The 24,258-nt window shown below is 70.7% G+C and carries 23 protein-coding genes; 12 read left to right on the forward strand and 11 right to left on the reverse strand.

Annotated elements, in window-relative coordinates; genetic code table 11:
- The first annotated feature begins 20 nt into the window (after positions 1 to 20).
- Together ACFQV6_RS14965 and ACFQV6_RS14970 are read left to right on the forward strand one after the other, a co-directional pair.
- Positions 21 to 806, forward strand: a complete 786-nt coding sequence (locus ACFQV6_RS14965; protein ID WP_378028060.1) for a DUF1684 domain-containing protein — start codon at positions 21 to 23, stop codon at positions 804 to 806.
- Between the two features lie 9 nt (positions 807 to 815).
- Positions 816 to 1,886: a M20 family metallopeptidase gene (locus tag ACFQV6_RS14970; RefSeq protein WP_378028061.1), complete on the forward strand. Its 1,071-nt coding sequence runs from the start codon at positions 816 to 818 to the stop codon at positions 1,884 to 1,886.
- 312 nt (positions 1,887 to 2,198) lie between these two features.
- On the opposite strand, the gene ACFQV6_RS14975 is transcribed toward ACFQV6_RS14970, so the two are convergent.
- Together ACFQV6_RS14975 and ACFQV6_RS14980 are read right to left on the reverse strand one after the other, a co-directional pair.
- A complete protein-coding gene (locus ACFQV6_RS14975) occupies positions 2,199 to 2,768 on the reverse strand; it encodes an HDIG domain-containing metalloprotein (RefSeq protein ID WP_378028062.1) in 570 nt (189 codons plus the stop codon).
- A 61-nt stretch (positions 2,769 to 2,829) separates the two neighbouring features.
- Positions 2,830 to 4,050, reverse strand: a complete 1,221-nt coding sequence (locus ACFQV6_RS14980) for an MFS transporter (protein WP_378028063.1) — start codon at positions 4,048 to 4,050, stop codon at positions 2,830 to 2,832.
- Between the two features lie 163 nt (positions 4,051 to 4,213).
- Between ACFQV6_RS14980 and ACFQV6_RS14985 the strand changes: the two genes are divergently transcribed.
- Positions 4,214 to 5,833: a glycoside hydrolase domain-containing protein gene (locus ACFQV6_RS14985; RefSeq protein ID WP_378028064.1), complete on the forward strand. Its 1,620-nt coding sequence runs from the start codon at positions 4,214 to 4,216 to the stop codon at positions 5,831 to 5,833.
- A gap of 155 nt (positions 5,834 to 5,988) precedes the next feature.
- Entirely contained in the window at positions 5,989 to 6,576 is a 588-nt protein-coding gene (locus ACFQV6_RS14990; protein WP_378028065.1) for a hypothetical protein, read from the forward strand.
- Positions 6,577 to 6,598: 22 nt separating this feature from the next.
- On the opposite strand, the gene ACFQV6_RS14995 is transcribed toward ACFQV6_RS14990, so the two are convergent.
- Together ACFQV6_RS14995 and ACFQV6_RS15000 are read right to left on the reverse strand one after the other, a co-directional pair.
- Entirely contained in the window at positions 6,599 to 7,714 is a 1,116-nt protein-coding gene (locus ACFQV6_RS14995; RefSeq protein WP_378028066.1) for an endo-1,4-beta-xylanase, read from the reverse strand.
- A 362-nt stretch (positions 7,715 to 8,076) separates the two neighbouring features.
- Positions 8,077 to 8,553 (reverse strand): NUDIX domain-containing protein, encoded by a 477-nt coding sequence (locus ACFQV6_RS15000; RefSeq protein WP_378028067.1) that lies wholly within the window; start codon positions 8,551 to 8,553, stop codon positions 8,077 to 8,079.
- Positions 8,554 to 8,638: 85 nt separating this feature from the next.
- On the opposite strand from ACFQV6_RS15000, the gene ACFQV6_RS15005 reads away from it, so the two are divergent.
- Genes ACFQV6_RS15005 through ACFQV6_RS15015 form a run of 3 tightly spaced genes read left to right on the forward strand, consistent with a single transcriptional unit; the run spans position 8,639 to position 10,898 of the window.
- A complete protein-coding gene (locus tag ACFQV6_RS15005) occupies positions 8,639 to 9,034 on the forward strand; it encodes a GntR family transcriptional regulator (protein ID WP_378028068.1) in 396 nt (131 codons plus the stop codon).
- Positions 9,031 to 9,930: an ABC transporter ATP-binding protein gene (locus ACFQV6_RS15010; RefSeq protein ID WP_378028069.1), complete on the forward strand. Its 900-nt coding sequence runs from the start codon at positions 9,031 to 9,033 to the stop codon at positions 9,928 to 9,930. Before ACFQV6_RS15005 ends, ACFQV6_RS15010 begins: the two co-directional genes overlap by 4 nt.
- The gene (locus tag ACFQV6_RS15015) at positions 9,927 to 10,898 is read left to right on the forward strand and encodes an ABC transporter permease subunit (RefSeq protein ID WP_378028070.1); all 972 of its coding nucleotides are present in this window, start codon (positions 9,927 to 9,929) and stop codon (positions 10,896 to 10,898) included. Before ACFQV6_RS15010 ends, ACFQV6_RS15015 begins: the two co-directional genes overlap by 4 nt.
- A gap of 6 nt (positions 10,899 to 10,904) precedes the next feature.
- Here ACFQV6_RS15015 and ACFQV6_RS15020 read toward each other — a convergent pair whose 3' ends face one another.
- The 5 genes from ACFQV6_RS15020 to ACFQV6_RS15040 form a co-directional block, all read right to left on the reverse strand.
- Entirely contained in the window at positions 10,905 to 12,542 is a 1,638-nt protein-coding gene (locus ACFQV6_RS15020; RefSeq protein ID WP_378028071.1) for an ATP-binding protein, read from the reverse strand.
- Between the two features lie 19 nt (positions 12,543 to 12,561).
- Entirely contained in the window at positions 12,562 to 14,199 is a 1,638-nt protein-coding gene (locus ACFQV6_RS15025) for an ATP-binding protein (protein ID WP_378028072.1), read from the reverse strand.
- A gap of 51 nt (positions 14,200 to 14,250) precedes the next feature.
- Positions 14,251 to 15,828, reverse strand: a complete 1,578-nt coding sequence (locus ACFQV6_RS15030; RefSeq protein WP_378028073.1) for an ABC transporter permease — start codon at positions 15,826 to 15,828, stop codon at positions 14,251 to 14,253.
- Positions 15,825 to 16,715 (reverse strand): ATP-binding cassette domain-containing protein, encoded by an 891-nt coding sequence (locus tag ACFQV6_RS15035; RefSeq protein WP_378028074.1) that lies wholly within the window; start codon positions 16,713 to 16,715, stop codon positions 15,825 to 15,827. Before ACFQV6_RS15035 ends, ACFQV6_RS15030 begins: the two co-directional genes overlap by 4 nt.
- Before the next feature lie 336 nt (positions 16,716 to 17,051).
- A complete protein-coding gene (locus tag ACFQV6_RS15040) occupies positions 17,052 to 17,327 on the reverse strand; it encodes a hypothetical protein (RefSeq protein ID WP_378028075.1) in 276 nt (91 codons plus the stop codon).
- 132 nt (positions 17,328 to 17,459) lie between these two features.
- On the opposite strand from ACFQV6_RS15040, the gene ACFQV6_RS15045 reads away from it, so the two are divergent.
- The 3 genes from ACFQV6_RS15045 to ACFQV6_RS15055 all read left to right on the forward strand — a co-directional run bounded on the left by ACFQV6_RS15045 (position 17,460) and on the right by ACFQV6_RS15055 (position 19,600).
- Positions 17,460 to 18,197 carry a class I SAM-dependent DNA methyltransferase gene (locus ACFQV6_RS15045; RefSeq protein ID WP_378028076.1) on the forward strand — a complete coding sequence of 246 codons (738 nt, stop codon included), beginning with the start codon at positions 17,460 to 17,462 and terminating at the stop codon, positions 18,195 to 18,197.
- Positions 18,197 to 18,850, forward strand: a complete 654-nt coding sequence (locus ACFQV6_RS15050; RefSeq protein ID WP_378028077.1) for a GNAT family N-acetyltransferase — start codon at positions 18,197 to 18,199, stop codon at positions 18,848 to 18,850. Before ACFQV6_RS15045 ends, ACFQV6_RS15050 begins: the two co-directional genes overlap by 1 nt.
- Before the next feature lie 99 nt (positions 18,851 to 18,949).
- Positions 18,950 to 19,600 carry a cysteine hydrolase family protein gene (locus ACFQV6_RS15055; RefSeq protein WP_378028078.1) on the forward strand — a complete coding sequence of 217 codons (651 nt, stop codon included), beginning with the start codon at positions 18,950 to 18,952 and terminating at the stop codon, positions 19,598 to 19,600.
- Between the two features lie 56 nt (positions 19,601 to 19,656).
- Here ACFQV6_RS15055 and ACFQV6_RS15060 read toward each other — a convergent pair whose 3' ends face one another.
- Complete coding sequence (locus tag ACFQV6_RS15060; protein WP_378028079.1) at positions 19,657 to 20,538, reverse strand: hypothetical protein; 882 nt, start codon at positions 20,536 to 20,538, stop codon at positions 19,657 to 19,659.
- A 326-nt stretch (positions 20,539 to 20,864) separates the two neighbouring features.
- Between ACFQV6_RS15060 and ACFQV6_RS15065 the strand changes: the two genes are divergently transcribed.
- Complete coding sequence (locus tag ACFQV6_RS15065) at positions 20,865 to 22,337, forward strand: AAA family ATPase (RefSeq protein ID WP_378028080.1); 1,473 nt, start codon at positions 20,865 to 20,867, stop codon at positions 22,335 to 22,337.
- The gene (locus ACFQV6_RS15070) at positions 22,334 to 23,125 is read left to right on the forward strand and encodes an SDR family oxidoreductase (protein WP_378028081.1); all 792 of its coding nucleotides are present in this window, start codon (positions 22,334 to 22,336) and stop codon (positions 23,123 to 23,125) included. The genes ACFQV6_RS15065 and ACFQV6_RS15070 overlap by 4 nt, the downstream gene beginning before the upstream one ends.
- 3 nt (positions 23,126 to 23,128) lie before the next feature.
- Here ACFQV6_RS15070 and ACFQV6_RS15075 read toward each other — a convergent pair whose 3' ends face one another.
- Entirely contained in the window at positions 23,129 to 24,232 is a 1,104-nt protein-coding gene (locus tag ACFQV6_RS15075) for a pyridoxal phosphate-dependent aminotransferase (RefSeq protein ID WP_378028082.1), read from the reverse strand.
- Between the last annotated feature and the right edge of the window lie 26 nt (positions 24,233 to 24,258).

Here is a 24,258-nt window from a genome sequence, read left to right on the forward strand (position 1 = left end):
GACGCCATAGAGTCGGAATCATGAATACCGAGTTCCGACAGGAGTGGGACGAGTGGCACGCGGCCCACGAGCAGCGGCGGGCGGCACCGCACGGCTTCCTCGCCATCACCGGTCTGCACTGGCTGGACGCGACTCCGCAGCGTTTCGACGGCGCGCCGGGCTCGTGGAGCAGCAGCCCGGAGGGGGTGACTGTCGCTCTCGGCGAGGGTGAGCAGCTCATCGTGGACGGCACGGCGCTGACCGGGACGCACCGGTTCCCGCCGATCGAGGAGCGCGCCGACATCACCGCTGACTACGGCGACGCGAAGATCGAGATCGCGCGGCGTGGCGGGTTCGACGTGGTCCGGCCGCGGCATCCGTCGAATCCGGTGCTGGCCGCCTACACCGGCACCCCGGCCTATCCGGCGGACGAGAAGTGGGTGGTCAGCGGGCGGTTCGTGCCCTACGACGAGCCGGTGCCGACGACGGTGGGCTCGGTGTCCGAAGGGCTCGAGCACGTCTACGAGTCGCCGGGCCGGGTCGACTTCGAGATCGGTGGGCAGCGGCTGTCGCTGATCGCGTTCAACGGGGCCGCGCCCGGGTCGCTCTACGTGCTGTTCACCGATGGGACGTCCGGGCTGACGACGTACGCGGCGAACCGCAGCCTGAACATCGCGCCTCCGGACGGGGACGGGGCGGTGGTGCTGGACTTCAATCGTTCGACGAACCTGCCGTGCGCGTACACGGAGTTCGCGACGTGCCCGCTGCCGCCGGCCGGTAACCGGCTTCCGGTCGCGGTCGAGGCCGGTGAGCTCCAGCCACGGTAGTTTCGGGCGATGGAGTCGCTTGTAGCGCCCGCGGTGGAGTTGATCGGGATTCGCTCCACCGCGGACCGGCCGGCTGAGTTGGGGCGGGCGCTCGGCTGCGTACTCGATCTGGTCGGTCCTGGTTTTGAGGTACGGCGTTTCGAGTCGCGCGGTAAGCCGAGTGCGCTGGTCTCGTCCGGCGGGTTTCCCCGGATCATCCTCAACGCCCACCTCGACGTCGTCCCGGGCACGCCTGATCAGTTCACCGCCCGGCGCGAGGGTGACCTGCTGTACGGCCGGGGCGCCCATGACATGAAGTGCGCCGCCGTCGTGCTGGCCACGGTGTTCCGCGATCTCGCACCGCGGCTGCCCTACCCGATCGCGTTGCAGCTGGTCACCGACGAGGAGGTGGGCGGTTTCGACGGCACCGGGCACCAGGTGGCGCAGGGTGTCCGGGGCGGTTTCGTGGTCATCGGTGAGCAGAGCAACCTGTGTGTCGTCACCGAGTCGAAGGGCATCCTGCGGGTGCGGCTCACCGCGAGCGGCCGGACTGCGCACGCCGCCTATCCGTGGCTCGGCGAGAACGCTCTGCTCACGGTTGTGGAGGCGGTCAACCGGTTGTTGAGCCGCTATCCGGTGCCGGTGGCCGAGGAGTGGACGACGACGGTGAACGTGGCCCGGATCGAGACCAGCAATGCGGCGGCGAACGTGGTGCCCGCTGATGCGACGGCCTGGCTGGACATCCGGTATCCCCCGTCGGAGGCGGGTCCGGGTGGGGATGCTCCGGCGTGGTTGCGGGAGATCGCCGGGCCGGGGGTGGAGGTCGAGGTGGAGGCGGCGGGGGCTCCGCATCACGCTGATCCGTTGTCGGCGGAGGTGGTGGCTTTGCGGCGGGCCGCTGAGTCGGTGGGGTACGAGGGGGCTTTGCTGCGTAAGCACGGTGCGGCGGACGGGCGGTTCTACTCGGCGCACGGGGTGGACGCGGTGATCTTCGGGCCGGGTGGGGACGGGCAGCACGGGCCCCACGAGTACGTGGACTTGCGGACGCTCCAGCCCTACCACGACGCCCTGACCACATTTCTCCACACCGTGCACCCCTGAAATACCCGGCTGGCCGTGAGGGGTGCCTCGCGCCGCGAAAAGCACCCCTTGACGCCAGCCGAGACACTCGGCTGGGCGTGAGCGGGGTCCTACGCTCCGAAAAGCACCGCTCAGCGCCAGCCGAGATGCCCGGCTGGGCGTGAGCGGGGTCCTACGCTCCAAAAAGCACCGCTCAGCGCCAGCCGAGATGCCCGGCTGGGCGTGAGCGGGGTCCTACGCCCCGAAAAGCACCGCTCAGCGCCAGCCGAGATGCCCGGCTGGGCGTGAGCGGGGTCCCGCGGCGCGAAAGGCCCCGCTCAGTGCCAGCCGGGGTCAGGCGGGAGTTGGGAAGGGGCTGCGCAGGAGGGACTCGACGCGGGTGGCGATGGCGCGGAGGTGGGGGCCGCGGGCCGCGTCGGCGAGGGCGTTGGCCGAGCAGGGGCCGTGGCGGTGCAGCATCTCCGCGTACCGCTGCTCGGTGCCGACCCGCTCACCGCGCGGGCTCGTCGTCTGATCGGCGTAGGTGAGGGCGTCCGCCATCAGGCTGCGCTCGTCCGCGAACACCGCGAGCTGCCCCGTGAACCCCTTGACCTCCGCCACGAACCGGGCCCCGGAGTGATAGGCCACAAGCCCCGCGATCCGCCCCGGCCAGCCCTCGGCGGTCAGGTGCACCGCGCCGTCGACCGGGTGGAATCCGGTGTGGGCGATCGGTTTCGCGTACCCGATGTCGTGCAGCCATGCCGCGGAGACCAGGATGTCCGGGTCCAGGCCCAGCCACCCGGCCAGGTCGGCGGCGCGCGAAGCGACGCCCGCGGTGTGCCGCCAGCGGTCGCCCATGTCACCCAGCAGGGTCTCGGCGATCGCGCGCGCGGCGTCGGCGCGGGTGGTCAGCATGCCGGTCATCGCCGGATCGTAGGCCCGCCCCAGTTAACAGCAGGCAAACGAACCGTAGCCGCCGCGCGAATCATGCGTCCGCGGGCACCGGCCGGCGGTTTCGGCGGTCCAGGGCGAACCCGATCGCGGCGAGCCACAGACCGCCGATGGCGAGGACCACACCGGTCCAGGCCGGGGCGAGATAGCCGAACCCCCGCGCGATGACCAGACCGCCCAGAGCCGCACCCAGGCTGTTGGCCAGGTTCATCGCCGACTGGTTCACCGCAGCGCCCATCAGCTGGGCCTCCGGCGCGACGGTGATCAGCCGGGCCTGGAGCGCCGGCCCGAGGAAGATGCTCGTCGCGCCGACCAGGAACGAGCTGACGAGCAGGCCGGGCGTATTGCTCGCGGTCATCGCGAACAGCAGGCAGGAGACGATCATCCCGGCGAAGCCGAGCACGGTGGCCCGGCGCAGGTTCCGGTCGGCGAAGACACCGCCGAGGGCGTTGCCAACCGTCATGCCGAGGCCGAACACCGCCAGGACCCACGGCACCCCGCTCTCCGGCAGCCCGGTCACCTCGGTGGTCACCGGCGCGATGTAGCTGTTGACCGCGAAGAACCCGGCGAAGCCGACCGACGCGGTGGCCGCCACCAGCCACACCTGCGGGCGGCGCAGGGCGCGCAACTCGGCGGCGGGTGAGCCTTCAGCCGCCGCGGGCGCGTCCGGCACGGTGGCGAGGACGGCGAACAGGGTGAGCACGAACGCACCGGCGATCACCAGGTAGGCGACGCGCCACCCGGCGTTCTGGCCCAGGTGGGTGATCAGCGGAACCCCCACCACGTTCGAGATGGTGAGGCCGCCGAGCACGATCGAGTAGCCGCGCGCCTCCCGGCCGGGACCCATCAGGGAGGCCGCGAGCAGGCCGGCCGCGCCGAAGTAGGCGCCGTGCGGCAGGGCTGCCACGAACCGGCCGGCCAGCACCCACCCGAAGCTGGGCGCCAGCGCGGAGGCGACGGTTCCGGCGGCGAAGAGCACCAGCAGGGCGAGGACCAGCCGCTTGCGCGGCATCCGGGCGGAGAGCACGGCGATCAGGGGCGCGCCGGCGACGACACCGAGGGCGTACGCGGTGATGACCCAGCCCGCCTGTGCGACAGCGTCCTCGGCCGACCGTTCCCACGCCAGCGGCAACAGGTCACGGGCCATGTCCGGCAGCAGCCCCATCGCGACGAACTCGGTGAGGCCGATCGCCACCCCGCCGAGGGCGAGCGCGAACAGGGCGGTCCAGCGTTGCCGCGGGGTGAGTTGATCCACTCGGGGAATCTATCGGTCCGGAGTGTTCGCCCAGGTCAGCGAGTGGCCCAGCTCACCACCTGACCGTTCGGATGACCACTACGGACCGAACGGCCCTGGCCGGGGCCGCAAACGTTTGCTTCCCTCGATGGGCTCCCGGCCACCGACGAATAGGTCAACTATGATGACAACGCCCACCCCCGGGCGTCACCGGCTCCACCCCCGTCGGCTCGTCAAGTACCGGAAGCGGCTACTCGGCGCACTCGTGGTGGCGCTCTGCGTCGCCCCGCTGGCGCTGGTGAACGGGAACGCCACCGCTGCCACGGCCCTGCCGCCGCAGCCCGGGAACTTCAAGGGGTACGCCTTCGACGCGTGCACCGCCCCGTCGAGCGACACGATGAAGGCGTGGCTGCAGTCGCCGTTCCGTGCGGTCGGCATCTACTTCGGTGGCGCCGCCCGCGGCTGCACGCAGGCGAACCTGACCGCCGACTGGGTCAAGGAGCAGATCGGCCGCGGCTGGCGGCTCATCCCGATCTACGTGGGGCCGCAGGCGACCTGCACGACCACCACGAAGAAGACCGTCATCGACAACGCGAGGGCGATCGCTCAGGGACGGGCCACCGCCGACGACGCGGTGAACCAGGCGAAGAAGCTGGGCCTCTCACCGGAGAGCGTGCTGATCTACGACATGGAGGCGTACCGCACCGACGACGCCACCTGCCGCAACGGCGTGCTGAACTTCATGAGCGCCTGGAGCGCCCGGCTGCACGACCACGGCTACTTCTCCGGTTACTACAGCAGCGTCAGCTCCGGCATCGCCGACCAGGTGACCGTTTACAACAAGGCCGGTTACGTGCGGCCGGACTACGTGGACTTCGCCCGCTGGGACGAGGTCGTCACGCTCACCGACAAGGCGATCCCGGCCACGCACTGGACACCGCAGCGCCGGATGAAGCAGTACCAGGGCGCCCACAAGGAGACCTGGGGCGGGGTGACGATCAACATCGACAGCAACTACCTTGATTTCGTACGCCTACCGGCACCCAAGCTCGCCGACTGGACCCGTAACGGCTGGTCCGACGTGCTGGCGCGGACCAAGAGCACCGGCAACCTCTTCGCGTACCCCGGCAATGGCACGGTGGTGACCGAGAGTGGCCGCACCAAGGTCTCCGGTTCCTTCGGCAAGGCCAACGCGATCGTGCGGATGGACCTCAACCGGGACGGCTTCCAGGACGTGATCACCCGGACCACGTCGGGTGCGCTCTACTTCTATCCCGGCAAGAGCAACGGCACGCTCGGTGCCCGCAAGGTGCTCGCCAAGAACTTCAAGCACATGCGGGAGCTGACCGCGATCGGCGACTTCAACAAGGACGGCTACCCCGACCTGCTGGCGTCGCAGACCAGCAACGGCAACGTCTACCTGTACCCGGGCAAGAAGGGCGCCAAGTTCGGCACCCGCAAGGCCCTCGCCTACGGCAACTGGAACGGTCGCAGCGAGTTCACCGGCGCCGGCGACTACAACCGCGACGGGTTCCAGGACCTGGTCATCAAGGTGAACAGCTCCGGCAACATGTATCTGATCCCGGGCAAGTCCGGCGGCTTCAAGTCACCGGTGAAACTGGGCGGCGGCCGTGGCCTGCGCGACTGGACCGGCATCGGCGACTTCGACCGGGACGGCTTCACCGACCTGGTCGCGGTGCAGGCGTCGACCGGTTATCTGATGCTGTTCCGCGGTACCGGCAAGGCATACAAGGCCGGTATCCGGATCTCGACCGGCTACAAGGGCCGTACGCCACTCTTCTGATCCTCTGAACAGCCACGACGACGGCCGCCCGCGGACCACGCGGGCGGCCGTCGTGTCATTCCGCGCCAACCGCACGGTGCCCCGGAAGGCGGCTCCGGCACTGTCAGCGGCCGGTAACGTCGGTTGCCGACCGGGCCGTCGGACAAGGAGCCGAGATGCCGGACCACGAGCAGCCGAGCCGAGCCGAACTCGACAACCGCGCCGAGCTCCAGCGCCGCATTGATCGAGAGCGGACGCAGGGAGAGGACCGGGTAGAGGCTCGTCAATACCTCGCCCGGAAGATTGAACTTGAGTGCCAGAACGAGACCATCGATGTCGACTTCCTGCTGCATGCCTACAGCGACATCTACGATCAGCCGGTTCTCATGCTCATGCAGGATCTGCAGAACCGGGCCGCGTTGTATTACAACGTCGTCGAGGCGCTCAAGGCACCCGGCTCGGGTGCCACCGCGGCGGATCTGAAAAGCCAGTACGCGCACCTCGGATTGATCTTCGAGGACAACGACTGGCCGAATCCGAACGGCCGGGATCTGATGGACAAGGCGATCAGCAGGATCAACAAGCTGCGGACAGCCATCCTGGACACGCTGCGCACCCACGGGCGCCGGCTCATCTCCGACCTGAACTTCGACGCCACGCTGGCGGTCGGTGTCCAGGTCGAGTTCTCCTGGCCGCCGGGTTTCACCATCACCGTGCAGCCCGAGGTCACCGTCAGGGTGCCCGAGGCGGTGGCCGCGCAATGATCCAACGCGGCCACCGCGTTTCTCAGCGGGCGGCGCGGAGGGTGTCGCGCAGGGTGTAGTAGGCGGGCTTGCGGCTGAAGTCGTCCCACATGATCGTGGCGGCGCCCTCGGCCGGGAAGAACACCGGCACCCAGCTGTACTTGTCGGTGAAGCCCCAGATGGTGAACGAGTTGCAGTGGTCGACGGCGAGGCAGGCGTTCAGGACCGTCTGGTAGTAGGTGGCCTGGGTCTGCAGCTGCTCGGCGGTGGGCACGCCGCCCTCGGGCAGGTCCATCCGCACGTCGAGTTCGGTGATCGCGGTCTTCAGGCCGAGGTCGTCGAAGCGCTGCAGGACCGCGCCGAGCTGGTCGGGCGCGCCGTAACGCATGCTCAGGTGGGCCTGTGAGGCGAAGCCGTGCAGCGGCACCCGGTCCTTGAGCAGCTGCTTCGCGAGCGCCTCGTAGGCGTCGACCTTGACGCCCGGCCAGTCGACGCCGTAGTCGTTGAGGAAGAGCTGGGCCTTCGGGTCGGCCTGGTGCGCCCAGCGGAACGCGTCGGCGACGATGCCGGGGCCGAGCTCCCGGATGAAGACGTTCTCCTGGCGGTACTCGCCGTTCTCGGTGAAGATCTCGTTGGCGACGTCCCACTGGTGGATCTTGCCGCGGTAGTGGCCGACGACCGTACGGATGTGGTTCTTCAGGATCGAGCGCAGCTCGGCCTTGGTGAAGGTGCCCTCGTTGAGCCAGGCCGGGTTCTGGCTGTGCCAGAGCAGCGTGTGCCCGCGGACGGCCTGACCGTTCTGCCGGGCGAACTTCACGATGGCGTCGGCCGGGCCGAAGTTGTAGCGGTCGCGCTCCGGGTGGATGAACTCCCACTTCATCTGGTTCTCCGGCGAGACCGAGCTGAACTCACGCGCCAGGACCTGGCGGTACTGCCTGTCGTTGGGGAACGGGTCGGGATAGGGCTGGTCGACGTGGTGGCCGCCGCCGGCGACCGCGGTGCCGATCCGCAAGTCTCGGGGTGCGGCCTTGCGCAGCGAGAGGTCGTGGCTGCCGTGCCGGTCCTTTTCCGAGGTCGCGGCCTGAACCGGCGGGCCTGAGGTGGCAAGCAGAGCCGACGTGGCAAGGACGGCCACGACGACGCGAGAGGTCTTTCTCACGGTGACTCCTTCAAGGGCGGGAGCCACGCCGGACCCGGAAGGTGGCGACCGGGCGAACGGCGTAACTTTCGGGTGTCATCCGTAAGTTATGTGGAGCACCGACGATCGTCAATGGGCGCGGCGCGGTGACCTCGCCGGGGGCGCTACGGCGCCGGGCGCCCGTGCCCCTCCGGGCGGGACTGCGCCGAATCCGGTCATCCGGCGGGCCGGGTGGGACGAATCACTTCCGTGGTGGGAACCGAGAGACTGATCAGGCGGGTGTGGAGCGACGGCACCCGGTACGAGATGACGGTGCCGGCCCCGATCGGCGAAGGTGAGCAGCCGTGCCGGGCTTGACCACTGGAGACCGATCGGTCACGAGCTCAGGACGCCGAATAACCATCCTCGAGATATGCGGTCTCTCCCTTCGTCCGCGCCTCCAAACTGGCGGCGGCCCGGCGGGCGAGTAGCGGCGAGAGTCGTTGTTCCTGCTCGTGCGGGTTCGACCACGCCCAACTGCGCAGTTCGCCGGGTGGCAGGTGGATGGCCGCGACCTGCTGGGGTGACAGCCGGCCACCGTCGAACACGATCATGAGGCCTTCGGTGCGGCCGGGACGTGGTGGCACCCAGTCGATGGCGAGTAGCCGACCTGGCTCGACGGTGAGCCCGAGCTCTTCCTGGATCTCGCGGACGGCGGCGGTGCGGGGCGACTCGTCGGCTTCGACGCAGCCGCCGGGCAGTTCCCAGTAGGTCTTGGTGTAGGCGGGTTCGACGAGCAGGAGCCGGCCGGTGTCGTCGAAGAAGAGGACGGCCGCGGCCATCCGCTTGCGCGGCAACGTGGCGGTGTAGTCGTCGGTCATCCCGCCAGGCTAGACACCGCGCCGGTTCTCTTGACCGGCGACTTACTGCTTTACTATGGTCCTAGTAAAGCAGTAAGGGGTTACCGTGTTCGTCTTCCGGCTCGACACCCATTCCGGCGTGCCGCCGTATCTGCAACTCGTTCAGCAGGTTCGCCAGGCGGTGCTGCTGGGCTTTCTCCAGCCCGGCGACCGGCTCCCGCTCATCCGGGAGGTGGTCGAGGACCTGGCGATCAATCCGAACACCGTCGCCAAGGCGTACCGGCAGATGGAGCAGGAGAACCTGGTCACCGGCCGGCCCGGCCAGGGGACGTTCGTCGATGAGCAGCAGTCGGCCGCGATGCCGGCGTCGACGTACACGTCGCTGGGCCGGGGCCTGGCGACCTGGCTGCGCCGTGCCTACGCCGCCGGCCTCGACGAGCGGGCGGTCAACGCGCTTTTCACCTCCGTGCACCAGCAGACCCGGAACGAGGACGCGGCGTGACAGAGACCGAGATCGCGCTGCGCACCGACGGTGTGGGCAAGCGATACCGGAAGGGCTGGGCGCTGCGCGACTGCACCCTGACCCTGCCGGCCGGCGGCGTGATCGCGCTGGTCGGGCCGAACGGCGCGGGTAAGACCACGCTGCTGCGCCTGGTCGTCGGGTTGCTGGCACCGAGCACCGGCACCGTGGAGGTCCTCGGCCACGACGTCACCGCCAGCACCCCGCACACCCTGTCCCGGGTCGGGTTCCTGGCCCAGGATCACCCGCTGTACAAGCGGTTCACCGTCGCCGAGATGCTCCGCTTCGGCCGGGCCTGTAACCTGCGGTTCGACCAAGGGCTGGCCGAACGGCGGCTGGCGAAGCTGGGCATTCCCCTCGACCGCAGAACCGGCACGCTCTCCGGCGGGCAGCAGGCCCAGGTCGCGCTGGCCCTGGCCCTGGCGAAGCGGCCCGACCTGCTCGTCCTCGACGAGCCGGTGGCCAGCCTCGACCCGCTGGCCCGGCACGAGTTCCTCCAGGTCCTCATGGGCGCGGTCGCCGAGGGCGGGGTGACTGTCCTGTTCTCCTCCCACCTCGTGCACGAGCTGGAGCGTGTCTGCGACCACCTGATCGTGCTCAACCACGGCCGGGTCACGCTCACCGGTGACATCGACACCCTCCTCGCCGAGCACCGCGTGCTCGTCGGCCCGCGCACGGTCACCGACCTCGACCGGGCCGGCACCGTCGTGGAGGCGGTCCACAGCGACCGGCACACGACCCTGCTGGTGCGCGACGGGGCCATCACCACCGCGCCTGGCTGGCAGGCCCAGCCGGTGGCGCTGGAGGAACTGGTGCTGGCGTACCTGCGCCGGCCGTCCGAGCCGGGCGCCGCTGTGACGGCGGGGGTGGCGGCATGACGTGGCTGATCTGGCGCCAGCACCGGGCCGAGGTCTGCGTCCTGGGTCTGCTAGTCGGCGTGTTCGGCATCGCCCTGCTCGTGCTCGGGGCGCAGGCCCACGACCTGTTCCCCGGCGGTCCCGCCCGGTGTGCGGGAGAGGCCGGTGTCACCGAGGGCTGCGCGGCCTCCTTCCGCCGGCTCGACGAGGGGTACGGGTACGTCGAGAACCTCCTGGCGGCCTTCTATCTGGTTCCCGTCGTCATCGGTGCGTTCCTCGGTGCGCCGCTGCTCGCGCGCGAGCTGGAGGACGGCACCTGGCAGCTCGCCTGGACGCAGGCCGTGCCGCGGATGCGCTGGCTGGCCGTCAAGCTCGCGGCCCTGGCCGGCGTCACCGTCACGCTCACCGCGCTGTTCACCGCGGTGCTCACCTGGTTCCGTCAGCCGTTCGACGCGTGGGAGGGGCGGTTCCAGTACGACGCCTTCGACCTGGAGGGACTTGTTCCGGTGGCGTACGCGCTGTTCGCGTTCGGCGTCGCCACCGCGGCCGGGGCGATCCTGCGGCGCAGCCTGCCCGCGTTCGGCGTCGCGTTCGGGGCGTTCCTGGCCGCCCGGATGTCGGTGGCGCTGCTGGCCCGTCCCGCGTACGCCACCCCGCTCACCACCACGGAGACGGTCCCCGCCGGCGGCTCGGCGGACCAGGCGGGGCACCTGCCCGGCATCGCCGGCTGGACGATCGAGAACGGCTACGCGGATGCCACGGGGCGCAGGCTGAGCTGGACCGAGTACTACGGGCTGGAGGACGCCGCCAACCGGGCCGGCACCAACCTCAACCAGTTCCTGAACGCGCGGGGCATCCAGCAGTTCGAGATCTACCACCCGGCCGACCGGTTCTGGACGTTCCAGCTCATCGAGGCGGCCCTGTTCGCCGCCGTCGCGGCGGTCCTGATCGGTGTGGTGGTGTGGCGGGTACGGCGCCGGATGATCTAGACCTGGCTACGGCCCGGGGAGGGTGAAGATCACCGCGGTGCCGCCGTCCGGGCTCTCCTCGACGCGGATCACGCCGCCGTGGCGGTCGACGATGCGGGCGCAGCTCGACAGGCCGATGCCGTGGCCGGAGGCCGGGGCGTTGTCGAGCCGGGTGAACATGTCGAACACGCGCTGCCGCTGCTCCGGCGGGATGCCGACCCCGTTGTCCGCGACCGTGACGGCCCAGCCGTTCCCGGCGGGCTCGGCGGTCACGGTGACCCGGCACTGTCGTTCCGGGTGCCGGTACTTGACCGCGTTGGCGATCAGGTTCTGCAGCAGTTGCCTGGTCAGCACCGGATCGCAGGAGACCGCCGGCAGTGGTGCGGGCACGGTGACCCGCGCCCCGGCGTCCTCGACCGCCGCGTGCAGGTCGGCGAGCGCCTGATCGGCGATCTCGTGCAGGTCGGCCGGGACCCGGCGGACCGGGGCACTGCCTGCCTGGGCGTAACCGAGCAGCGACCGGATGAGGTCCGTCATCCGGGTGACCGCCCGGGTCGCGGCGTCCACCCACTTGCGGGTGTCGCCGGTGGCCACGTCCTCGAGGAGCTCGAGATAGCCGCGGACCGCACCCAGCGGTGCGACCAGGTCGTGGCTCACGGCACCGGCGAAGTTCGCCAGGTCGGCGTTGGACCGGCGCAGGTCCTCGTTGGCGGCGGCCAGCTCGCGCCGGGCCGCCTCGATGGCGCGCTGCTGGGCGCGGTCGTTGGTGACGTCGTTCATCGCGACGACGGCGCCCATCGGTGTGCCGTCCGGTGCGATCAGGGCGCGGCCGCCGGCGCTGACGTGCACGGCCTCACCGGTCGTGCGCCTGATGATGAACTCGGCGTCGCTGACGGTGCCCTCGCTCAGGGCGCGGATCAGCGGGATCCGGTCGTGCGCGAGGGGGGTACGGCCGTCGGTCTCGTACAGCGAGTAGCGGGCGGCGAAGTCCTCCGGGGCGACGGCCGGGTCCGCGTCCAGCCCGTGCCACTCCCGCGCGGCCCGGTTGAACAGGGTCAGGCGGCCGCTGCGGTCGGCGGCCACCACGGCGACGTCGATCGTCTCGAGCAGCGTGTCGGTCCACCGCTGCCGGGCCTCGGAGATCGCCGCGATCTCCCGGTTGTAACGGGCCTGCCGGCGGCGTTCGAACAGGGCCAGGATGATGTCGGCGAGGTCCTCTAGCCGGGCGATCTGATCGTCGTCGAGGGTGGCCGGCTCGGTGTGGAAGACGCAGAGTGAGCCGAGCGCGTAACCGTCCGGGGTGATCAGCGGCGCCGAGGCGTAGAACCGCACGCCGGCGTGGACCCCGGTGACCCACGGGTTCGCCCGGTAGGCCGGGTCGAGGCTGGCGTCGGGCACGTAGGTGAACTGCCCGGCCTCGAACCGGATCGCGCACATCGAGTCGGACCGGTCCGAGGTGCCGCCCTCGAACCCGACGGTGGTGAGCTGGCACTGCCGGTTCTCGTCGATCAGGTTCAGGGTGGCGGTGGGCACGCCGGCGATGGCCGCGGCCACCCGGACCACCGCTTCGAGTTCGTCGCCGGCGGGCGAGTCGAGCAGGCGGTACTCGTGCAGGGCGGCGAGCCTCAGCCGTTCCCGCTGTCCCAGCGACTCGACGAGATCCACTCCTGGCCTATCGGCAGGCTCATCGGCTATCTGACCCGGTGGGCGCGGGCAGCGTGAAGACGACTGTCACCCCGCCGTCCCCGTTCTCCTCCATCCGGATCGTGCCGCCGTGCCGGTCGACGATGCGCAGGCAACTCGACAGTCCGATGCCCTGACCGCCGTCGGCGCGCGGGTCCAGCCGGGTGAACATCTCGAACACTCGGTAGCGGTGCTCGGCGGGAATGCCGATGCCGTTGTCGGCCACCCGCACAGCCTCGCTGCCGGCGGTCACGGTGATCAGGCACGGCCGCTCCGGATGCCGGTACTTCACCGAGTTGGCGATCAGATTCTGCAGCAGCTGCCGGACCAGCACCGGGTCGCAGGACACTTCGGGCAGGGCGCCGGGCACACTGACGCGCGCACCGCAGGACGCGATCTCGGCACGCAGGTCGGTCAAAACCTGATCGATCAACTTCTTCAGGGGTACGCGAACACGGCGTACCGGGGCACTGCCCGCGCGGGCGTACCCGAGGAGGGAGTCGATCAGGTCCCGCATCCTGATCACGGCACGTCCCGCCGCGTCGACCCACTGCCGGGGCCGGCCGTCCAGGTCGTCGCCGATCAGCTCCAGGTAGCCGCCGACCGCGGCCAGCGGCGCCACCAGGTCGTGGCTCACCGCGCCGGCGAAGTTGGTCAGGTCGGCGTTGGACCGGCGCAGGTCCGCGTTCGCCGCGCCCAGTCGCTCCTTCGCCTCCTCGATGATCCGGCGGCGGGTGTGGTCGCTGGTGATGTCGTGCAGCGCGACCACGGCGCCGGTGATCGTGCGGTCTGCCGCGGTCAGCGCCCGGGCGTTGGCCCGCAACCGCACCGGCTCGCGCCCGGGCGGCCGGACCATCAGCTCCCGGCCGATCACCGGGTCGCTCCCGCCCAGTACGAGCATCAGCGGCACCTGATCCTCCGGTACCAGGGTGCGCCCGTCCGGCTCGTACAGGGCGTAGCGGGCCGCGACGTCGACGGCCGGCGCCTCCAGGTCGATGTCCGGGGCGTGCCGGGCGCGGGCGGCCGGGTTGAACATGGTGACGCCGCCGATCCGGTCGACAGCGATCACGGCGACGTCGATGGTGTCCAGGACCGTCTCGGTCCACTGCGTACGGGCCTCCACGTCGGCGGCCATCTCGGCGGTGAGCCGGGCGAGCCGGCGCCGCTCGAAGAACGCCACGATGATCCCGGCGAGGTCCTCGAGGCGGCTGATCTGCTCGGTGGTGAGCTCGTGCGGCACGAGGTCGTAGACGCAGAGGGTGCCGAGGACGTAGCCGGACGGTGCGATGAGCGGGGCGGAGGCGTAGAAGACGAGGTTGCCCAGCTCACCGGTGACCCAGCGGTTGGATCGGTAGTCCGGATCCAGGCGGGCGTCGGGGAGGTGGACGAACCTGCCCTCTTCCAGGCGTACCGAACACATGGCGTCTTCCCGGTCGCAGTCGCGGCCGATGAAACCGACGGTGGTGAGCTGGCACTGCCGCCGGTCGTCGATCAGGTTGAGGGCGGCGGCGGGCACACCGGCCACGGCGGCCGCGACCCGGACCACCGCCTCCAGCTCGGCCTGCGGCGGGGTGTCGAGCAGCTGGTACTCGTGCAGCGCGGCAAGCCGCTGCTGCTCCCGTTCGACAGTGGTACCCACCTACACCTGTTCGGCACCCGGCTCGCACCCCTTACCGGCAACGCCCTTCCGTCAGTAGCCGACGTCGCGGCGGCGGAAACCGGCGAGGCCGGCGGCGAGCAGCACGGCGGCCACGGCGGTGAGTACGGCCAGGGGTGCGGCGGTCACCGTCTCCAGGGGTGCCTGAGGCAGGTGGACGAACGGGGACGCCTGTTGCGACCAGTCGGGCAGGCGGAACGAGTCGGCGAACAGCTGGACGACCGCGCAGTAGCCGACCGCCACCCAGCCGACCGCCACGGCGGCCCGCGCCTGCCAGCCCAGGCTCAGCACCGCCACGGCCACCACCGCCCACACCGCGGGCAGGTAGACCAGGGCCACGCCGGTCATCCGGAGGGCCTGGCCGGGTTCGCCGACGGTCAGCCCGTACGCGAGGCCCTCGCCGAACCCGGCGGCGAGCAGCACCAGGGCGCTCCCGGCCAGGGCGACGCTGAGATGGCTGCCCAGCCAGGCGGCGCGGCTGACCGCGGTGGCCAGCAGCGGCTCGGCGCGCCCGCCGGTCTCCTCGGACCGGGCCCGCAGGGCGGCGGCCACGCCGAAGGCGCAGGCGAGCAGGGCACCCGTGGTCACGGTGAGGGCGAGGTACGCGTCGACCACGTCCGACGCCCCGCCGGGGAGGAACTCGGCCACCTCGGGGTTGTCGGCGATGTACTGCTCGATGCTGTCGCCGAGCGAGCCGTACGCCAGGCCGAGCACGCCGACACCGGCGACCCAGCCGATCACGGAGCCCCGTTGCAGCCGCCACGCCAGCCCGATCGGGGTGCCCAGCGCCCGGGACGCGCGCGGGCGGCCGGGACGTGACCTGACCAGCCCGGCGCCGAAGTCCCGCCGGTCCAGGGCCACCAGCGCGATCCCGGTTGCCGCGACCGCCGTACCGATCAGGAGCAGCACCGGCCACCAGCGTTCCTGCCCGTACGGAAAAGTGCGCTGACCCCAGCCGATCGGCGACGCCCAGCTCAACGCGGTGTTGCCGGCGTCGCCGGCGGCGCGCAGCATGAAGGCCGCACCGATCGCCAGGCCGACCGCGCCGTAGACCCCCCTCGCGTGCTCGAACACCTGCGCCGCGACCGCTGTCAGCGTGGCGAACAGCAGGCCGACGCCGGCGAGCGCCGCGGCGAACAGCGCCGACCCGGCGACCGGCAGGCCGGTACCGGTGGCCACCGCGAAGACCAGCACGCCGACCGTGAGGTCGGCCAGCGCGGCCAGCCAGAGCGCGGCGAAGACCGGCGCCCGCCGCCCCACCCGGGCGGACCGGATCAGCTCGGCCCGGCCGGCCTCCTCGTCGGCGCGGGTGTGCCGGCCGACCAGGAACATGTTCATCAGGGCGATCACGATCGAGGTGAAGGCGAAGATCTCGAAGACGATCTCGCCGCCGATCGAGTCGAGCAGGCCGACCGGGCCGCTCATGGCGATGACCGCCGTGTTGCCGCCCAGGGTGGCGCGCAGTTTCGCCAGCTCCTCGGCGGTGCCGTAGAGGCTCTGGCTCTGGGTGGACTGGACCAGGACGAGCAGGCCGGCGCCGCCGATCCAGAGCGGGAGACGGACACGTTCCTGGCGCAGGCTGAACCTGAGCAGCGTGCGGGTCCCGCTCATTGCTCCTCGCCCTCACCGTAGTGGCGCAGGAACATCTCCTCCAGCGTCGGCGGGGTGCTGGTGATGCTGCGGACGCCCAGCGCCGCGAGTTCGCGCATCACCGGTTCCAGGCCCTGCGTGTCGACGTCGAAGCGGGCGTGGTGCTCGTTGACCACGGCGTCGTGCACCCCTGGCAGCCGATCGATGCCGGTCACCGGCTTGGCGGTTTCCACCGAGATCGACGTACGGGTCAGGTGCCGCAACTCGCTCAGCGTGCCCGACTCGACGGTGCGCCCCAGCCGGATGATGCTGACCCGGTCGCAGAGCGCCTCCACCTCGGCCAGGATGTGGCTGGAGAGCAGAACGGTGCGGCCCTCGTGCTTGAGCTGCTGCACACATCGCTGGAACTCGGACTCCATCAGCGGGTCGAGCCCGCTGGTCGGCTCGTCGAGCAGCAGCAGCTCCGCGCCGGAGGCGAGGGCGGCGATCAGGGCGACCTTCTGGCGGTTGCCCTTGGAGTAGGCGCGGGCCTTCTTCGACGGGTCCAGGTCGAACCGCTCCAGCAGCTCGTCGCGGCGCTTACGGTCCAGGTCACCCCGCAACCGGCCGATCAGGTCGATCACCTCGCCGCCGGTGATGCCCGGCCAGAGGATCACGTCGCCCGGCACGTAGGCCAGGCGCCGGTGCAGGGCGACGGCATCCGCCCATGGGTCGCCGCCGAGCATGCGCACGGTCCCGGCGTCCGCTCTCAGCAGGCCGAGCAGGACGCGGATGGTGGTGGTCTTGCCGCTGCCGTTGGGGCCGAGGAAGCCGTGCACCTCCCCCTCCTCAACGGTCAGGTCGAGCCCGTCGAGCGCTGTGGTCCGGCCGAACAACTTGGTCAGTCCGGAGATCGCGATAGCGGCCATGGATCGTCCTTCCTCACTCCCTTCCCAGAGTCCTCCGGGCGCGCGATCCCGGCAGCCCCGAACACAGTCCAAGAACCGACAATCTTGATCCGCCGCCCACGCCGCTCGCCCGCTCCCCTCGCTCGCTCGCGGGCCCGCTCGGTGGGGCGTGACGGGCGGCGGGGCGGGGCGGCTGGAGGTGGGCAGGTCAGCCCGGAGCGCGCGCAACGGTCTGGTGGGCGCAGCTGGGCCGCGTGGTGGAGGCGGTACCCCGTAGTTGGTTTTGGGGACTTCGTTCACCGTACGAAAAAAGGAGGGTGAGGCGAGGTCAAGCCTGGACCGGTGGGGTTTGGCGGGTCAGAACCATCTGCGGCGGCGGTAGTGACCGTGATGGCGATAGTGGCCGTGATGACGGTAGTGACCGTGATGTCCATATGCGCCGGGGTGACCGTAGGCGCCCGGGTGGCCGCCGTAAGCGCCCGGGTGGCCGTGACCGTAGCCCTGGCTGCGGGCGATGCGGTGGTTGACCTCGCGCAGGAGGCTGTCGACGGCGGGGTTGTGGCGCTTGTGGGACATGCGCTGGAGCCTTGAGGCGACCATGGAGAGAACGAACCGCTTCATCATGCCGCTCACGCATCGACTCCTTGTCAGTTCGGCCTCTGACGCTCCATGGTAGCCAGCCCCGTCCAGCCTGACCTGTACGTACGCTGCTGATTCGCTGTAAATCGGTGGACGTCATCCGGTGGGGCGACAAGGGTTGGCGGCATGTGGCAGGACGAGATCTGGGGCGACGGTACGGCTCGGCGATATGACACTCCGGGCAGTGGGATGTTCGCGCCGGAGGTGCTCGGGCCGGCGGTGGATCGCCTGGTCGCGCTGGCCGGAGACGGGCGGGCGCTGGAGTTCGCGATCGGGACCGGGCGGGTCGGTGTGCCGCTGGCGGAGCGTGGGGTGCCGGTCGCCGGGATCGAGCTGTCGGAGCCGATGCTCGCGCGGCTGCGCACGAAGGCCGGGCCGGAGCGGATTCCGGTGGTTGTCGGTGACATGTCGACGGCCACGGCGCCGGGGCGGTTCTCGCTGGTCTACCTGGTGTACAACACGATCTCGAACCTGACGACGCAGGCCGGGCAGGTGGCGTGCTTTCGCAACGCGGCGCGGCACCTGGAGCCGGGTGGCCGGTTCCTGATCGAGCTGTGGGTGCCTGAGCTGCGCAAACTGCCGCCGGGGCAGGAGGCGACGGTCTGGGCGGTGGAGGCGGGATATATCGGGCTGGACACGTACGACACGCTGAACCAGCACGTGGTCTCGCACCACTTCCGCTTCGGTGCCGGGGCGGAGGCCGAACTGGGGCGCAGTCCGCACCGCTACATCTGGCCGGCCGAGCTGGACCTGATGGGGCAGCTGGCCGGGTTCGAGCTGGAGAGCCGGCACGCGGACTTCAGCGGCGGGGAGTTCACGGCGGAGTCACGCTCGCACGTGTCGGTCTACCGGCTGGCGGGCTGATGCTGATCCGGCCGGCCGCCGGGGGCGACGCGGTGGGGCTGGCGGATGTGCATGTGCGTGCGTGGCGGGTGGCCTATCGAGGGCTGGTTCCGCAGGCTCATCTCGACCGGATGGATCCGGTGGCGCGTGTGCCGGGGTGGGAGCAGTGGATTCGGGAGGTGCGGCCGCCGGCGGGCATCTTCGTGCTGGACGACGGTGGGACGGTGGCGGGGTTCGTCACGGTGTCGGCGGGCCCGGAACCCGGCACCGGGGAGATCAACGCGATCTACCTGGCCCCGGAGCACTGGGGTCAGGGAGCCGGGCGGCAGCTGATGAGCTTCGCCGTGGATCATCTGACCCGGGCCGGATTCCGGGAGTCTGTGCTGTGGATGCTGGGGAGCAACGAGCGGGCGCGCAGATTCTACGAGGCCGGTGGGTGGGTGCCGGACGGGGTGTCCCGGGTGGACGAGTCTCGCGGAGCCCCTCTTACTGAGATCCGGTATCGCCGGAGTCTTGCTTCAGCGGCCGGTTTTGCGAGCGGCGGCCCTGCGGTCTCAGCGGCCGGCGGCTTTGCGGTCTCAGCGGCCGGCGGCTTTGCGGCGGCGGCGCCGGGCGAAGAGGGCGGCGGTGAGGGCGCCGACGGCCAGGGCGAGCAGGCCGACCTCACTGGGTGAGGCGAGTTCGACGAGCTGGGCGTCCTTGTTCTCGGTGGGGTTCTGCATGGTGATCACTGTAGACAGTCGGGCCAAGGCGCCGGGGTTAGGGTGACGTGCATGTACACCGAGCCGCACTGGGCCACGTCGGGGCTGGTCGTGATCGACATGCAGGTGGACTTCACCGAGGGCGGGGCGCTCGCGGTGCCGGGGACGGCAGCTGTCACGCCGAACGTGGGGCGGCTGGCGGACGGGTTCCGGCGAGCCGGGCTGCCTGTCGTGCACATCGTTCGGCTCTACCCGCCCGGGTCGGGTGATGTGGATCCGCCGCGCCGGGAATTCGTCGAGGCGGGCGGGGTGGCGGTGGCGCCGGGGACGCCGGGTTCCGCTGTGATCGCGGGGCTGGCGGGAGCCGGCGGGCCGGTCGAGGTTGACGCGGAGCTGGTGCTCAGCGGGGTGCCTCAAGAGGTGGGGAAGAACGAGATCGTGTTGTACAAGCCGCGGTGGGGGGCGTTCTACCGGACCGGGCTCCAGGGGTGGTTGCGGGAGCGCGGGGTGGACACGGTGGTGGTCGCGGGGTGCAACCTGCCGAACTGTCCGCGGGTGACGTTGTTCGAGGCGAGTGAGCGGGACTTTCGTACGGTGCTCGCGCACGACGCGGTGTCCCAGGCCAGTCCGGAGCGGCTGGCGGACCTGGCCGGTATCGGGGTGAATCTGCTTTCCACCGATGCCATCCTCGCTGCTGTCTCGGCCGGCTTGCGGCAACGCTGAAAGCCGGCCGGAAACGGCGACGGTGCGGGACCGTGGTCCCGCACCGTCAGCGGTGATTACTTCCGGGTCGTGGCGGCTTCCTCGGCCTGACCGGCTTCTTCCTGGCCGGCTTCCTCGGCGCCCGCCTCGTCCTGGCCGGCTTCCTCGGCGCCGCCCTCTTCCTGGCCGGCCTCTTCCTGGCCCTCTTCCGCGCCACCGGCGTCGCCGCCGGCCTCGGCCAGGGCGGCCTTGGCGTCCACCAGAGCCAGGCAGGACTGGAGCAGGACAGCCTGGGCAGCGGTCACAGCCGCGGCGGCGTCCTCGGCCGCGCCTTCCTCGCCGGCGCCCTCTTCAGCGGCGCCTTCCTCGGCAGCGCCCTCTTCAGCGGCGCCACCCTTCTCGGCGCCACCCTTCTCCGCGCCCTTGCCCTTGCCCGCGTTGCCCTTCTCGGCCTTCTTCATCGTCTTGGCCCACTTCTTGGCGAGGGCCTTCCGCTGAGCCTTCTCCTCGGCAGCGCTCTGCTCGTCGCCGGCGGCACCTTGCTCGGCGCCCTCTTCGGCACCCTGCTCGGCACCCTCCTCGGCGCCCTGCTCAGCACCTTCTTCGCCGGCACCGCCCTCGATCGCCGCGATGTCCGCCGCGAACTGGTCGCACGAAGCCTCCAGGGCCTGCGCCGCAGCCGCCGCCGCATCGTCGGGCTGCTGAGCCTCGACCGGGGCCAGTTCTTCGCCGTCGCACACCACCGTGCCGCCGTTGATCTGAAGGTCCGCGCACTGCGACACGTCGAACTGCTGACCGTCGACGTTGACCAGATCCACTGCCTTCGTATCGGTGCCGGCCGAGGCGAGCTGCACGCCGGTGATCCCGGTCGCCAGCAACACCCCCGCGACGGCCAGCGCGCCGATCGTCTTCCGCCGACTGCTGCTGCTCTGGTTGCGCCGGTAGGAACGCGCCCTCATGCTCACTCCTCGTCGTGGATGTCGATGTGCCCGGTCGGGGGCCAATACGGGCGGCGGGCGGCGGGCGGTTCAACACAATTCGGCACAAGGTCTCGGATGGGTGTTGGGCTGCCGTACAAAAGCGCAGGTCACGCCCTTCAATCAAGACCCCGGAAATTCTCGCGACATCGATCCGGGCCACGGCCGTTGATCTCTTTCGGTCGATGCGCACGGTCCACACTCGTCGGCGCCGCGCTGTCACCCGCCGAGACAGCCGCAATAGAGCCACACAAGACAACCCCCGCGACGGGGCCCCGGGCGGCCTGCTGATCGGGGAAAATAGGGGCATGGACGAGCGGGCCGACAGCTTCATCACCAGCTTCCAGGCGTTCCTGGACGAGGTGGTCTTCGATCAGCGGCGCAACCGTGCCGGCGAGCCGAGCCTGATCGACGAGCTGACCGGGCACCTCGGGTCCGACCCGCGACGCCTGCCGGTGGTCACCGAGGAAATTCCGGCGCACCTGTTCGTCGACCTCGATATCGCGCTTGCCGAGGTGCAGGAGGCGAGCCCGCGGAGTGCGGACGGGCAGAGCCGGCTGCTTGGTGTCGGTGGTGGGGAGCAGCGGCGGCACAACTCGCTCAGCGAGATCCTTGAGCACGCCGGGCGGCACGGCCAGTTTCCGGTCGGGGCGGTCGACTACCGCAGTATCGCGACCGGGCCCGACAGTGCACGCCAGGCGATCTCTTTCGGTCTGCGGCTGTTCACGTGGGAGGGCGCACCGGTGGCGGTGCTGCAGCGCACCGCCGAGCCGCGCTTCGGGCACGTCAAGGCGCTCATGGAGATCCTCACCCCGGCCGAGGGGGTCGCCGGGCGGCTGATCACCGCGGTGCGTGAGCTGATGCTGCGGCGGTCGGTGCTGCGCGGGCAGGTGCTGTCGCTGGGTGGTTCCGACTACGAGCCGGGGGTGGGCGGGATCGTCTTCCACCGGCGCCCGGCGCTCGCCCCGGATCAGATCATCCTGCCGCCGGGCGTGCTGGACCGGATCGTGCGGCACGTGGCGGGCGTTGCGGTGCACCGGGAGCGGCTGCGGGCGGCGGGGCAGCACCTGAAGCGAGGGCTGCTGCTGTACGGGCCGCCGGGGACCGGGAAGACGCACACGGTTCGCTACCTTCTCGGGGCATTGCCGGAGGTCACGGTCATCCTGATGGCGGGGCCGTCCATTGCGTACGTCTCGGAGGCCGCCCAGATGGCGCGAGCGCTGCAGCCCGCGCTGGTGGTCCTCGAGGATTGTGATCTGGTGGCCGAGAGCCGTGACCATCACGGCGGGCCGCAGCCGCTGCTGTTCGCCGTGCTGGAGGCGCTCGACGGTCTCAGCGACGACGCCGACGTCGCGTTCCTGCTGACCACCAACCGGGTCGACGTGCTGGAGCCGGCGCTCGCCCAGCGTCCGGGCCGGGTCGACCTGGCGGTGCAGGTTCCGCTGCCCGACGCCGCGGCCCGCCGCCGGTTGATCACGCTGTACGCGCGGGACCTGCCGTTCACGACCGGGGCCCTCGACCGGGCGGCCGAGCGGTCGGCGGGGATCACCGCGTCGTTCGCGAAGGAACTGGTCCGCCGGGCGGTGCTGATCGCCGCCGAGGCCGGTCACGAAGCGGGCGACGGCGAGGCCGGTCGCGAAGCCGGCGCCGCCGAGGCCGGTCGCGAAGCGGGCGACGCCGACCTGGCGAGCGCCCTCGACGAGATGCTCGCCGACAGCGAGTCGATCACGCGCTCGCTGCTGGGCGCGGCCGGCTCACCTGCCGGTATGGTGCACCGATGAAGCGCACCGCCCTCGTCACCGGGGCTTCGTCAGGCATCGGCAGAGCGACGGCGGCAGCCCTCGCCGCACGGGGTTACCGGGTGCTGGGCACCAGCCGTAAACCGGATCAGCAGCAGGTGCCCGGGGTCGAGTTCGTGGAGCTCGACCTCACCTCGGAGGATTCGATCGAGGCGCTGGCCGGCCCGCTCGCCCAGGTGGACGTGCTGGTCAACAACGCGGGCGAGAGCCAGTCCGGCCCGTTCGAGGAGTTGCCGGCCGACGCGCTGCAACGGTTGTTCCAGGTGAACGTTTTCGGCCCGGTCCGGCTGGCTCAGCTGGCGCTGCCCGGGATGCGGGAGCGGGGTTACGGCCGGGTTGTCATGGTCGGTTCGATGCTCGCGTCGTTCCCGCTCGCGTACCGGTCGTCCTATGTGGCGGCGAAAGCGGCGCTGAAGGGGTTCAGCAACGGGGCCCGGCATGAGCTTTCGCCGTTCGGGGTGTGGATGACCACCGTTGAACCGGGCTCGATCAGCACCGGTATCAGCGAACGGCGCACGAAGTATGTGGCACCCGATTCGCCGTACCGGCGCGACTTCGAGACGATGCTGGCCGCGCTGGATCGCAACGAGAAGGCCGGGATCAGCGCCGAGAGGGTCGCCGCGACGATCGTCAGCGCGATCGAGGCCGGCAAGCCGAAGGCGCGGTATGCGGTGGGTAGCAACGCGCCGCTGGTGTTTACCCTGCGCCGGGTGGTTCCGGCCGGGTTGGTGGAGAAGCTGACGCACCGCAAGCACGACCTGTCCCGCTGACGGCTATCGCTGTCGGCGTGGGCGGAGCGCCTCGGCTACTCGTGTCAGGGCTTCGGAGAAGTCGGCGGGCGGCAGGTGCCCGAACCCCAGCCGGAACACGCGATCGTCTTCGCCGAACCAGGATCCGGGAGCGACACGCACCTCCCGCTCCGCCAGGCGAGCGTAGAAAACGTCGACATTCACCTCAGGGCGCAGGCGCAGGCAGCACATCGGTCCCCCGTCCGGAACTACGAGATCAACCGGCTGGTCGGCGGCCCAGTGGCGCAACTCGGTGAGCTGTTCCCCGAGGAACTTGGTGCGCGGCGCGAGGATGTCGGACCGGCGCTCCAGCACCCGGGCGGCGAGGAACTCGTCCACTCCGGAGCAGGCGATCGTAGTGACGAACTTGGCTTCACGCAGGCGGGCGTAGAGATCAGGGTCGGTCACGGTGAGCCATCCGAGTCGCAGGCCGGGCGCACCGTGAGCCTTGGACACCGAGGAGCAGGTGACCACGGCCGGTGACAGGGTGGCGGCCGAGGGCGGGGTGGGTGCTTCGGCGTACGTCGACTCCCGATAGGTCTCGTCCACCAGCACCACCGCCTGCGGCGCTCGCTCGCGCACCGCATCGAGCAGCTCCCGCAGCTCACCCTCCGTGCACCGAACGCCGGAGGGATTCTGGGGCGAGGCCAGCGACACCAGACGGGTACGCGGTCCGAGCGCCGCGACGATCTCGCCCAAAGGAAGGCGGTAACCGTCGTCGAAGGAGGCTTTCACCAGGTCGAGCTGCGCCCCGAGCCCTTCCGGGACCGTCCGCGCCGGAGGGAAGCACGGCGTCACCAGCAGCACCCGGTCACCCGGTCCACACGTCGCCTGGGCCAGCAGGAACATCGCCTCGATCGCACCGACAGTGACCAGCACCTGGTCAGCGCCGACCCCGGTGCCACCCGCGATGAGCTCCCGCAACCCGGCGTCGCCGCGGGTGGTGCCATACCCGAGGGGGACGGCCGCCAGCTCAGCCGGATCGGCGAGGTCACCGAGAGACACCGGCGGGCTGGTGCTCTCGGCCAGGTCGTAGCGGACGTGCCCGTCGATCAGAGCGGTCATGGCACTCGGAGCGAAGTCGGTCATTTCCTCATGGTGGCGAAACTCGATGC

Origin of the sequence: Actinoplanes sp. GCM10030250, from assembly GCF_042666575.1 — a bacterium.
In the GTDB taxonomy this organism is placed as follows: domain Bacteria; phylum Actinomycetota; class Actinomycetes; order Mycobacteriales; family Micromonosporaceae; genus Actinoplanes.